This is a genomic window from Achromobacter pestifer, assembly GCF_013267355.1.
Classification (GTDB): Bacteria; Pseudomonadota; Gammaproteobacteria; order Burkholderiales; family Burkholderiaceae_B; genus Achromobacter; species Achromobacter pestifer_A.
Genome location: NZ_CP053985.1, coordinates 3,752,380 through 3,764,124, shown reverse-complemented (window position 1 = coordinate 3,764,124; position 11,745 = coordinate 3,752,380). Strand labels below are relative to the sequence as shown.

Below are 11,745 nucleotides of genomic sequence, written 5' to 3'. Positions count from 1 at the left end.
AACGGCAGGCGCGCGCGCGCGGATCTGCTTTCACGGCGACCGCCCTTGCCTTGCCCGCGGGCATGCTCACTTACAACCTGCCACAATCCCGCGCTGCGGTTGAAGACTATGCGATACGTGCGGTTCATGGGGCTCTTCTGTAATCTTGGCCCGCGCAGACTGGCGCCCAGCGGACGCGAGTGGAAATGGCAACGTGCGGGTCGCGTTACCCGCCGATTACAATTAGAAAAGCGATCCGTAACATTGCATATCACTGAAACTGGGTAATTTCAGCGGCCCCGCCGGCTCCGGGCCATATGGCTACCGGCCCTTGGATGCTCCAGCAAGCGTCAGGCGATCAGCCCGCTCAGCCAGTTGTTGATGCGCCGCAAACACGTCTATGCTCCATGTGAAATAAATATGACCGGTCATCAAATCGCCCCCCTTGTTTGATTAAGATCTCGGCTTTTGCCGTTGGACGCTCGTCGCCATGTCGGAACAGGAATTGAAACTGCACGTGCCCGCGGCTTCGCGCCAGGCGGTGCAGCGAGAGGTCAAGCAGCGCGAGGCGACCCGCATCCGCCTGCACGCCATGTATTTCGATACGCCGGAACGCGAACTTGCGCGGGCGCGCATCGCCATCCGGCTGCGCCAGGAAGGCCGCGACTGGGTGCAGACGCTGAAGATGCCCGGCATCAATGCCATCACGCGCATCGAACTCAATCACCCGCGGCCCGGTCCGGTGCTGGACCTGTCGGTGTATGCCGGCACCGAAGTCGAAGCCGCGCTGGCGGCCGTCAAGGGCGAACTGGGCCTGCGCTACGAAACCGATGTGCAGCGCCTGCTGCGCAAGGTCCGCACGCGCTACGGCACGGTGGAACTGGCCTACGACACCGGCATCCTGCGCGCCGGCGCGCTGGAGCTGCCCATCTCCGAACTGGAATTCGAATTGGTATCGGGCCGCCCCGCCGCCATCTTCGCGGCGGCTCGCGGCTGGCAGCAGCGCCACAGCCTGGTGCTGGACCCGCGCAGCAAGTCGGAACGCGGTGATGCGCTGGCCCAGCTGGCGCAGCGCCTGGCCGACGCTGACGCCATTCCCGGCGATGACCTCGAAGCCCGCCGCGCACAAGCCATCGCGCAATTTTGGGCGCCGCGCGGCGCCACATCGGTCAAGCTGCGCGAGGACATGACGGCGCCTCAGGCCATGGCGCGCATCGCCGCCGAATGCCTGGACCAGATTGCGCGCAACGCCGCGGTGCTGGCCGAGGTCGACACCGAAGGCGTATACCGCGCGGGCAACTCCGAACACGTGCACCAGTTGCGCGTGGGCGTGCGCCGGCTGCGTTCGGCCTGGAAGCTGTTCGACGGCTGGATCGCGCCGATTCCGGACGCTCTGCTGCAAGGCGTGCGCACGCACTTCGCCGCCTTCGGCGCCAACCGCGACCAGGACGTGCTGAACGAAACCGTGGCGCCCGCGCTGATGCGCGCGGGCATGCCTGTCATCCCGATGGAAGCCGCGCCCCCGGATCAGGACGCCCGCAGCATCGCCGGCGGCAAGGCTTTCCAGGCCTGGCTGCTGGAGCTGCTGGAATGGAGCCTGGACGTGCCGCCGGCCCTGCCTTCCACCGAAGGCCAGACTATTGCCAACGGCACGCCCAGCGACACCGCGCCCGAGCCCGCCATCCGGCTGGAAGGCGGCGTGGCGACGCCCAGCGTCAAACCCACCATCATTCCGATGCTGGCGCCCGCACCCGATCCGCAGCGCCTGCACAAGCAGCTCGCGCGGCGGCTGCATCGCTGGCACAGCAAGGTGGCCGACCAGGGCACGCAATTCGCGACGCTGGACATTCCCACGCGCCACGAATTGCGCAAGCGCGGCAAGCGCCTGCGCTACAGCCTGGCGTTCGCCGAATCGCTGCTGCCTGCCGGCAAGCTGCGCGGCTATCGCAAGCTCTTGTCGCGCGTGCAGGACGTGCTGGGCGAAATCAACGACCTGGCGGTGGCCAAGGACTACTACGAGTCGTGCACCGCCACCCACCCGCAAGCCTGGTTTGCGCTGGGCTGGATCAGCGCCCGCCTGGAAGAACTGGCCGACGACGCACAGAAAGCGTTCGACGACCTGGCCGCCAGCAAGCCGTTCTGGAAGTGACGCGGGCTTGAATACAAAAGGGACGGCATGCGCCGTCCCTTTGTTTTTTCCGGCGCCTGCGCGCCGGACCCATGGGCCTCAATCCGCCAGCAAAGCCCCGGCGAACTCGTCGGCCACGAAGGGCTGCAGGTCTTCCAGGCTCTCGCCCACGCCGATCCAGTACACCGGGATCGGGCGCACGCCCTGGCTGCCCGCGGCCACGGCGGCCAGCGTGCCGCCCTTGGCGGTGCCGTCCAGCTTGGTCACGACCAGGCCGGTCAGATTGATGGCGGCATCGAAAGCGCGGATCTGCGCCAAGGCGTTCTGACCGGTATTGCCGTCCACCACCAGCAGCACCTCGTGCGGCGCGGCGGCATCCGCCTTGCCGATGACGCGGCGGATCTTCTTCAGTTCTTCCATCAGGTGCAATTGCGTGGGCAGGCGGCCCGCGGTATCCACCATCACCACGCCCATGCCGCGCGCGCGGCCCGCGTTGACGGCGTCGAACGCCACCGCCGCCGGATCCCCGCCTTCCTGCGAAATCACGGTCACGTTGTTGCGGCTGCCCCATTCGATGAGCTGCTCGCGCGCGGCCGCGCGGAACGTGTCGCCGGCAGCCAGCAGCACGCTGGCGCCCTGGCGCTGGAAGGTATGGGCCAGCTTGCCGATGGACGTGGTCTTGCCGGCGCCGTTGACGCCAGCGATCATGACGACCAGGGGCTGCGTGCGCTTCAGGTCGAAGGCGCGCTCCAGCGGGCGCAGGTGATCGGCCAGCAGTTGGCGCAAGGCCGCCTTCACCTTGGCCGGATCCTCGATGCGTTCCTTCTTTACGCGGGCGCGCAGCGCGGTCAGGAGCTTTTCGGTGGCCTCCAGGCCCGCATCGGCCATAATGAGCGCCGATTCGAGTTCCTCGAACAGGTTCTCGTCGACCTTCACGCCGACGAAGATGCCGCCTATGCTCTGGCCCGTGCGCGACAGGCCTTGCTTCAGGCGGGACAGCCAGGAAGCCTTCTTGGGGGCTTCGGCGGCAGGCTCGACGGCAGCCACGGGAGCCGGCGCCGCCACCGGAGCCGCAACCGGAGCGGGAGCAGAGGGCGGCGTGGGAGTGGGTGCCAACGGCGCGGGAGCCGCGACGGGCGCCGGAGCCACTACCGGAGCGGGTACCGGTGCCGGAGCTGGAGCATGTACCGGTGCCAGAGTGGCTGCCGGAGCTGGAGCATGTACGGGCGCAAACGTTGCAGGCGCAACCGGCGCAGGCGTTGCGGCCGGCGTCTCATGCGGTGCAGCAACTGGCGCGGCGGCCGGCGTCGCAGCCGGCGCGGTGGCGGCGGGCGGTTCGATGCTCGGTTCGATTCGCGGTTCGGCGGCAACCGGCGCCGGCGGCGCAGGAATGACCGGAACGGGCTCGGCAGGCGCAACAACGGCGTCTGCGGCCTCCGGCGGCGGCGCGGGCTGGACCGGCGCGGCGGGCGGAGGGGATTTTTTCTTGAAGAAGCGGCTAAACATGGGTAACAAGTATATTCGTATCGTCGGGGGCCAATACAGACGCACCCCCATTGCCGTGCCCGACGTGGAGACGCTGCGCCCCACGCCCGACCGGGTGCGCGAGACGCTGTTCAACTGGCTCAATCACCTGTGGGGCGGCGACTTCGCCGACAAGCAGGTACTGGATCTGTTCGCCGGCAGCGGCGCCCTGGGCTTCGAGGCAGCCTCGCGCGGCGTGGCGCATGTGCAGATGGTCGAGCGGGACAAGACCGCCGCGTCCGCGCTGCGGACACTACGCGACAAGCTCAAAGCCGACATGATACGCATCCACGTGGGCGACGCCATGCAGGTCGCCGAACGCATGGATGCGTCCCGATTTGACCTGATTCTGCTGGATCCGCCCTTCGGCCAAGGCTGGCTGCCGCGCCTGTGGCCCATTCTGCCGGGCATTCTGACCGAGCATGGGCTAGTCTACGTAGAGGCGGAAAACCCCATCGAAGCCCCCGAAGGATTCACGATCTTGCGGCAGGACAAGGCAGGCGCGGTCCACTACCACCTGCTGGAATTTGCTGCATTGCGCAAATAGGTCAATAATCCGAGCTTCGGAGGATGGTGTACACCACTAATAACGGTACGGAGCTCGCATGATCATCGCTGTATATCCTGGCACTTTCGACCCGCTGACCAGAGGCCACGAAGACCTGGTCCGCCGTGCCGCCACGCTTTTCGACAAGGTCGTGGTGGGTATCGCCATCAGCCGCAACAAGAAGCCCTTCTTCAGCATCGACGAACGCGTGGAAATCGCGCGCGAAGTGCTGGGCCACTATCCCAACGTGGAAGTGCAAAGCTTCGCCGGCCTGCTCAAGGACTTCGTGCGCGACCAGAACGGCCGCGTCATCGTGCGCGGCCTGCGCGCCGTGTCCGACTTCGAGTACGAATTCCAGATGGCCGGCATGAACCGCCATCTGCTGCCCGACGTCGAAACGCTGTTCATGACGCCCTCGGACCAGTACCAGTTCATCTCCGGCACCATCGTGCGCGAAATCGCGCAACTGGGCGGCGACGTGAGCAAGTTCGTGTTCCCGTCGGTCGAGCGCTGGCTCCAGGAAAAGGCCAAGGAACGCCGCGAACAGTCCTGGCCGGGCTGAGCCCCGCCGCAGGTATTGCTCCACCCTCGAAGGGCGCGCAGAGCGCCCTTCTTGCGCTGCGCGGCCCGGGCGGGCGACGGCGGTACAATGCGCGTAGCCCTACCCGCCCCATACCGTAGCCCGCCATGGCCCTGACCATCACCGAAGAATGCATCAATTGCGACGTTTGCGAGCCCCAGTGCCCGAACGAAGCAATCTCCATGGGCGAGGACTATTACATCATCGACCCTGACCGGTGCACCGAATGCGTGGGCCACCACGACGAGCCGCAATGCAAGGTGGTGTGCCCCGTGGAGTGCATCGAGCTGCACCCGCAATGGAAGGAAGGCCAGGAACAGCTCATGGCCAAGTACCGCCGCCTGACCGGTGCGGCATGAGCGACGCCGCGCAGTCCAGCATCAACCTCCCTCCTGCCCGCCACCACGCTCGCCGTGATCTGTCCGCATCGGCCATCGCCGCCGGCCTGGTCGCCGTACTGGTCAGCTTCGGCGGCACCGCCGTGCTGATGGTGCAGGCAGGCCATACCGCGGGCCTGGATTCCGCGCACATCGGTTCCTGGATCGGCTCGCTGAGCCTGGCGTTCGGCCTGGGCGGCGCCGTGTACAGCCTGCGCACGGGCCTGCCCATCGTCATGGCCTGGTCCACCCCCGGCGCGGCCCTGCTGGTCACCGCGCTGGCAGGGGTTCCCTTCAATGAAGCCATCGGCGCCTTCATCCTTGCCGCCGCGCTGACGCTGGCCTGCGGCCTGTTCGGCTGGATCGATCCCATCCTGCGCCGCATCCCCGGCGAAATCGCCGCGGCCATGCTGGCGGGCGTGCTGCTCAATTTCGGCATGGGCGTCTTCAGCAACATCAAGCAGCAGCCCGCGCTGGTGCTGGCGATGTGCGCCGCCTATCTGCTGTGCCGGCGCTGGGCGCCGCGCTACGCGGTGCTGGTCGTCATGCTGGTGGCCATCGCCATTGCCTTCGGCTTGAACCTGATCCAGCTGGACCTGCTGGACTGGCGCCTCACCGAATTCGTCTGGACCACGCCCGCCTTCAGCGCGCAGGCCGCGGTCAGCCTGGGCATTCCGCTATTCGTCGTCGCGATGGCCTCGCAGAATCTGCCCGGCCTGGCCATCCTGCAAGCCGCCGGCTACCAGCCGCCCGCCTCGCGCCTGGTGGCGGCCACCGGCCTGCTGGGCCTGCTGGCCGCGCCCTTCGGCGCGCACAGCGTCACGATGGGCGCCATCAGCGCGGCCATCTGCACCGGCCCCGAAGCGCACGCGGACCCGTCCAAGCGATACATCGCCGCCGCCACCTACGGCCTGGGCTATGTTGTGCTGAGCGTCGTTGCCGGCGCCGTGGCCGTGTTCTTCCAGGCCCTGCCCGCCGCCTTGCTGGCCGCGCTGGCCGGGCTGGCGCTGCTGGGCACCATCATGGGCGGCATGGCCGCGGCCATGGCCAACCCGCAACGCCGCGAAGCCGCGCTCATCACGCTGCTGGCCACGGCATCGGGCTTCAGTTTCTGGGGTATCGGTTCGGCCTTCTGGGGCCTGATGGCGGGCCTGCTGGCCCACGCGGCATTCGAGTTCAAGCGCTCGGGCACGCAGGCCTGAGCGGCCCTTGCGCCCGGCCCGTTCAGGCCGGCCAGGCAGCCACGGGCGTGTCGGGATGCACCTTCATGATGCGGCAAGGCACTTGCACGAAGTTGGAAATCCAGGCTGCGGCCAGCTCCCCTTCGTCGATCACGTCGATCACCTGCTCGCCCACCTTCATGCTGTAGCGCACGCTGTCGTCGTCTTCGATGACGTCCAGCGGAATATCCATGCGCAGCATGCCCGGCGCCTTCAGCACCAGATAACCCAGCCGCAGCTCGACCGCGACCTCGGCCAACCGAGGACACAGGGCGCGGTTCAACCACTGCCCGGAATCGTTGGCGACCAGCCATTGCCGGTGATAGCCAGCGGCCTGGGCCTGCGTGGTGGCGCCGCACTCGGCCACGGGTTGGAAGTTCTCGGCGTTCATTTGCCCAGCAGTCCCTTCAAAGCCTTGTCGACGGCCGCGCCGCCCTTGCCCTTGCCTGTCACCGCTTCGCGCAGCTTGTTTTCCAGGCTGCGCTGGAGAATGCCGCCGATGGCGTCCTTCCAGAGCACGGTGTAGGTAGGCTTGTCGAACGGCCCCTTGACGTGCACGGGGATGGTCACGTCCTTCAGGTCTATCAGTTCCTTGCCTTCCGGATCGGCAGCCGGATTGACGACGCGGGCGCGCGCCACCAGGTCCAGCTCGCTCTTGACGAAGTCGATGGTGGCCGGTTCGCCCTGTGTCACGCGCAGCAGGGGCGACACCACGTTCAGGCGCTTGACCGCGGCCACGCCCTTGGTGAAGGCCAGGTCGGCGTCCATCTCGGAGAATGCCGTCTGCTTGCTGGTGTCGGAGGCCACGGTCTCGTTCTGCGATTCCGGTTTGAAGGCGGCCTTCAGTTCGCGCAGCGTCTGCGTCAGGTTGATGCCCTTGACCGCGCCGTCGCGCAGGCGCAGTTGCAGGGTGCCGCCCAGGCCGCTCTTCATGGCGTAGGCGTTGGCGCCGGCCGTCTTCAGGTCCAGCGCAAGGCTGCCCGTTCCGCTCAGCACGTTCTGGCGCGCCAGGTCCATCAGGAACGGTTCGATGGCGATGCCGGCCAGCGACATCTTGGTGGCCAGCTGGTTGCCCTGCGCGGCGTCCACCGACAAGGTGCCCGCCAGCTTGCCGCCGTAGAGGCCAGCCGTCAGGCTGGAGATGTCCAGCTTGCCCTTGTCCAGCTTGATGGCGGCGCCGACGTCGTCGGCCTTCAGGCCGCGCACGACCAGCTTGCCGACCTTGATGGTGCCGTTGACGCTGGGGCCGATCAGCGCCGACAGGTCGATCGTATCGTCGGCGGGCTTGGCGGGAGCGGGGGGAGCCGGAGCAGCGGCCGGCTGCGCCGGCTTGCCGTCTTCCTTCTTGGCTTCGGCAGGCTGCTTGGAAGCGGGCTGCGCGGGCGTTGCCGCCGCGGGCGGCACCAGCTTGTCCAGGTCCAGCGTATCCACCACCAGCGCGAAACTCACCTTCGGTGAATCGCTCAGCTTGGTAATGTCCGCGCTCAGGTCGAACTTGCCGCCTTCCAGCACCGCGTTGATCTTGCTGGTGGCCTGATCCTTCAGCAGGTCCGCGGTCACGCTGCCGATCACGGGAATCTGCAGGCTGCCCTTGGGCAGCCCGGGATCGGTGATGTTGACGTCGCCGCGCAGGCCGGACAGGCCGCCGCTGCGCTGCAGCAGGTTCAAGGACAGCGGCGAGGCGAAGTTCAGCTTGACGATCCTTTCGCCGTTCTTGGAGGTGCTGTCCAGCTTGGCTTCCTTGATGTCCAGCTCACCGGCGTTGCCGCTGATGCCGTTCAGGCCGAAGCTCGCGTCCAGGCCGCTGATGCGCACGCGGCCCGTCAGCGCTTCACCCGTGGCCGACGCCGGAGAGATATTGAGCGCGGGCGCGTCCACGGCGAATTCGAAGGGACCATCGGCCACGCCGCCCTTGGCGCGTATCGCCAGCTTCTCGATCTGCAGCTGGCTCTTGTGCGGGTCGATCGCCAGCTTGGGGATGGCCACGCTGGCATCCACATTGGTCGCGCGCGCAGCGGGATCCGTGACGTCGCCCTGGAACACGACTTCCAGGCCGGCGATGTCCAGCGCAGACTTCTGGCCGTTGAAGGCCAGATTGCCGCGCATGGCCAGGCTCTTGGCCTCGGCGCCCGGCAGCTTGCCGTCCATGCGCAGGTCCAGCTTCTGCGCGGCGTAACGCTTGGCCGACGGGTCCAGCGTCAGCAGCGCCTGGCCGGTCAGATTGGCGTCCACGCGCGGATTGCCGCCCTCGACGCGCGCGGTCATGCGCACATCGAACGGCTGATTGAAGGTAACGCGGCCGGTGTTGGCGTTGATCTTGGTCACCGCCACCGCCATGCCCGTGATGGCGTCCTGCAGCTGCACCTGGCCGTCCTTCAGGTCCAGCCCGGCGATGTCGATCTGCATGTTGTTGCGCGGCTGCGGCAGGTTGCCGTTGGCGATGGCCTGCACCGCGCTCTGCGCCGCGCCCGCCAAGGCTTCGGCGGGATTGGCCGGCGCCGCCGTGACCGGCGCGATGCCGCCCACGAGATTGCTGAAATTGAAATGGCCTTGCTTGTCCCGCACCACCCGGGCCTTGAAACCGGTGATGGCCACGTGATCGACGACGAAGCTATTGGACAGCAGCGGCCACACGGCAACCGCCAGCCTGGTGCTATCGATGGAGGCGAAGGTTTCGGCGCTGTTCGGCTCGGACAGCGACACGCCCTGGACCGACAGCCCGATGCGCGGGAAGAGCGACAGCTCGATCTCGCCGTCGATCGTCAACGTGCGTTGGTAGCGTTGCTGGACAAGCTCTTCCAGCTTGTACTTGTACGCGTTGGGGTCGAATGTCAGCAAGAAGATGGCCAGGCCAACGACGGCCACGACAACCAACACTACCAGGCCTATCAAAATGCGCTTGAACCACGTTTTCATTGCTGCCCCGTCGGTACCTCGACTGGAAATCCTTGAATGCCGTCCGCAGCGCCAGGCGCGCGGAAGGTGCTTTAGCGGCGGAAAAACCGCCCGGCCCATGTAGCCACGGCCTTTCAGGGCGTGCCCGCTCTCTTGCCGAGCCTGGGGCTGCGGCGCCAAAAATGGGGATCTGCCAAGGAAAGCCTGATGAAGACGCCAGCTAGACCAGCGTACAGATAGCGCTATCGTAACAAATCAAGCCGGCTTCGCGCGGAAAGCCAGGCAAAACCGCGCAAATTCAGCACTCTTGCCCCGGGCTCCGTGCTTCGAAATCCAGCCTCGGACCTGACAACTTTCTGTCTCGCGGATTGTAGGGCTAGAATGATTGATACATCAATCATTGATAGATCCAACAATGTCCGCCCCCGCTACAGGCACCCCGCACTCGCCCGGCCAGGTGCTTCCTTTCCGCCAGACCCTGCTCGCCATGCTGGGCATGTGCTTCGTCATGATGATGGTCGCCATCGATCAGACCGTGGTCGGCACCGCGCTTCCGACCATTGTGGCCGAACTCAAGGGCTTCGAACTGTATGCATGGGTAGCGACGTCTTACCTGCTGACCTCCGTCATCACCGTTCCCATCTTCGGCCGGCTGGGCGACTACTACGGGCGCAAGCCGTTCGTGGTGGCGGCGATCGTGCTGTTCACCCTCGCCTCGGTGCTCTGCGGCGCGGCCGACAGCATGTTCACGCTGGTCCTGGCTCGCGCGCTGCAAGGCATAGGCGGCGGCATGCTGGTGGGCACCGCGTTCGCCTCCATCCCCGACCTGTTCCCTGATCCCCATGTACGGCTGCGCTGGCAGGTCATGCTCAGCTCCGCCTTCGGCATCGCCAACGCCGTGGGCCCGACCCTGGGCGGCGCGCTGACGGAGCACTACGGCTGGCGCTCGGTGTTCTACGTCAACCTGCCCATCGGCATCCTCGGCCTCTGGTTCGTCGGACGCTATCTGCCGCACCTGCGCAACCACACGACCGGCCGCGTGCGGCTGGATTGGCAGGGCGCGGTGCTCATCGCGCTGGCGCTGGGCAGCCTGCAACTGCTGGTCGAATTGCTGCCCAAGGAAGGGCTGAGCGGGCCCATCATGCTGCTGGGCGTGGGCAGCGCGGTCGCCTTCGCCGTCCTGCTCTGGTGGGAACGGCGCTGCCCGCACCCGCTGCTGCCGCTGGACATGTTCCGCAACCGCGGCCTGGCCATGCTCTTCACGCTGGCCCTGCTGGTGGGCGTGACCATGTACTCGCTGCTGTTCTACGCGCCGCTGCTGCTGCAGGGCGGCTTCGGGCTGTCGCCCCAGGATGCCGGCCTGCTCATCACCCCCATGGTGGTCTTCATCACCGTGGGCAGCATCATCAACGGCCGCATCATCACCCGCATCCGCAATCCCAACCGGATGCTGTATGCGGGCTTCATCCTGATGGCGCTCTCGTGCCTGGGAATTGTTACCACCCATAGCTATACGTCACATGCGCTCATCGCCGCATACATGCTGATGGCCGGCCTGGGCATGGGCTTCATCATGCCCAACCTGACGGTCTTCGCCCAGCAGACCGCCGGCCGCAGCCATCTGGGCATCGCCACCGCACTGCTGCAATCCCTGCGCATGATAGGCGGCATGCTGGGCACGGCGATCGTCGGCACCATGGTCAGCCACAGCTATTTCAGCGGCGTCGAGTCCACCCTGCGCGGCGCTTCCGCCCGCTGGCTGCCCGAGCTGAACGATCCCCAGATGCTGGTCAATCCCGCGGCCCAGACGCAGTTCCTGGCACAATTGGCGCATCAAGGCCAGGACGGAACCTCGCTGATCGAGATCGCGCGCGTCGCGCTTGTCGGCGCCATCCACGAAGGACAGCTCATCGCCCTGGTGGTTGCCGTGTTCGCGCTCTGGTGTGTGCGGCGCGTGCCGCCGGTCCAGTTGATCCGCCCCTCCAAACCGGAGCCGGCCGGCGTCGGAGAATAGCTTTTGCCCAAACAACAACAAGGCTTGCAGGTCATCCAGCACATGGGGCAGACCTACCGCGGCATGCAGAGCGCGTTCAGCGGCACGGTCGGCCACGCCCTGCCCCGCTGGCGCATCCTGCTGGCGCTGCACGAATGCGGCCAATGCTCGCAGAAGCACCTGGCCGAACGCTGCCGGCTCGATCCCGCATCGCTCACGCGCCAGTTGCAGGCCATGCAGAAACTGGGCTGGATCGCGCGCGCGATGGACCCGCAAGACAACCGCCTGACCAACGCCAGCCTCACGCCCGCCGGCCAGGCCGTGGTGGACGAGGCCCTGCCCAAGCGGGCGGCCTTCTTCGAAGAGTCGCTCAAGGGTTTGTCGGCCGCGGATATCGATACATTGAACCGCGTGCTGAGCGTGCTGGAAGCGAATTTCCTGCGGAAGGCGGATAAGACGCCTCAAGGTTGAAGACGCCAGGCCGAATGCGGCGTTGGCGGAA

At 66.6% G+C, this 11,745-nt stretch carries 10 protein-coding genes and 1 pseudogene; 7 read left to right on the top strand and 4 right to left on the bottom strand.

From position 1 onward, the window contains the following. Positions 1–41: 41 nt before the first annotated feature. Positions 42–128: pseudogene (locus FOC84_RS33555) on the bottom strand (ESPR domain-containing protein); the annotation flags it as partial. Positions 129–469: 341 nt separating this feature from the next. On the opposite strand from FOC84_RS33555, the gene FOC84_RS17990 reads away from it, so the two are divergent. Beyond that, positions 470–2,128 carry a CYTH and CHAD domain-containing protein gene (locus FOC84_RS17990; RefSeq protein ID WP_173145626.1) on the top strand — a complete coding sequence of 553 codons (1,659 nt, stop codon included), beginning with the start codon at positions 470–472 and terminating at the stop codon, positions 2,126–2,128. 78 nt (positions 2,129–2,206) lie between these two features. Here FOC84_RS17990 and ftsY read toward each other — a convergent pair whose 3' ends face one another. Continuing rightward, positions 2,207–3,304 (bottom strand): signal recognition particle-docking protein FtsY, encoded by a 1,098-nt coding sequence (gene ftsY, locus FOC84_RS17985; protein ID WP_438800886.1) that lies wholly within the window; start codon positions 3,302–3,304, stop codon positions 2,207–2,209. Between the two features lie 307 nt (positions 3,305–3,611). On the opposite strand from ftsY, the gene rsmD reads away from it, so the two are divergent. From rsmD to FOC84_RS17965, 4 genes are all read left to right on the top strand, one after another. Beyond that, positions 3,612–4,178 carry a 16S rRNA (guanine(966)-N(2))-methyltransferase RsmD gene (gene rsmD / locus FOC84_RS17980; protein ID WP_173145624.1) on the top strand — a complete coding sequence of 189 codons (567 nt, stop codon included), beginning with the start codon at positions 3,612–3,614 and terminating at the stop codon, positions 4,176–4,178. A gap of 58 nt (positions 4,179–4,236) precedes the next feature. Then, on the top strand, positions 4,237–4,740 hold the full coding sequence (gene coaD, locus FOC84_RS17975; RefSeq protein WP_173145623.1) for a pantetheine-phosphate adenylyltransferase: 504 nt from the start codon (positions 4,237–4,239) through the stop codon (positions 4,738–4,740). A gap of 125 nt (positions 4,741–4,865) precedes the next feature. Continuing rightward, positions 4,866–5,117 (top strand): YfhL family 4Fe-4S dicluster ferredoxin, encoded by a 252-nt coding sequence (locus FOC84_RS17970; RefSeq protein WP_173145622.1) that lies wholly within the window; start codon positions 4,866–4,868, stop codon positions 5,115–5,117. After that, positions 5,114–6,337 (top strand): benzoate/H(+) symporter BenE family transporter, encoded by a 1,224-nt coding sequence (locus FOC84_RS17965; protein ID WP_173145621.1) that lies wholly within the window; start codon positions 5,114–5,116, stop codon positions 6,335–6,337. The genes FOC84_RS17970 and FOC84_RS17965 overlap by 4 nt, the downstream gene beginning before the upstream one ends. Positions 6,338–6,359: 22 nt before the next feature. On the opposite strand, the gene FOC84_RS17960 is transcribed toward FOC84_RS17965, so the two are convergent. Beyond that, positions 6,360–6,746 (bottom strand): MOSC N-terminal beta barrel domain-containing protein, encoded by a 387-nt coding sequence (locus FOC84_RS17960; protein ID WP_173145620.1) that lies wholly within the window; start codon positions 6,744–6,746, stop codon positions 6,360–6,362. Beyond that, positions 6,743–9,271: an AsmA family protein gene (locus FOC84_RS17955; protein WP_173145619.1), complete on the bottom strand. Its 2,529-nt coding sequence runs from the start codon at positions 9,269–9,271 to the stop codon at positions 6,743–6,745. The genes FOC84_RS17960 and FOC84_RS17955 overlap by 4 nt, the downstream gene beginning before the upstream one ends. A gap of 394 nt (positions 9,272–9,665) precedes the next feature. On the opposite strand from FOC84_RS17955, the gene FOC84_RS17950 reads away from it, so the two are divergent. Together FOC84_RS17950 and FOC84_RS17945 are read left to right on the top strand one after the other, a co-directional pair. Then, the gene (locus FOC84_RS17950) at positions 9,666–11,264 is read left to right on the top strand and encodes an MDR family MFS transporter (RefSeq protein ID WP_173145618.1); all 1,599 of its coding nucleotides are present in this window, start codon (positions 9,666–9,668) and stop codon (positions 11,262–11,264) included. A 3-nt stretch (positions 11,265–11,267) separates the two neighbouring features. After that, a complete protein-coding gene (locus tag FOC84_RS17945; protein WP_173145617.1) occupies positions 11,268–11,714 on the top strand; it encodes a MarR family winged helix-turn-helix transcriptional regulator in 447 nt (148 codons plus the stop codon). Positions 11,715–11,745: the final 31 nt, after the last annotated feature.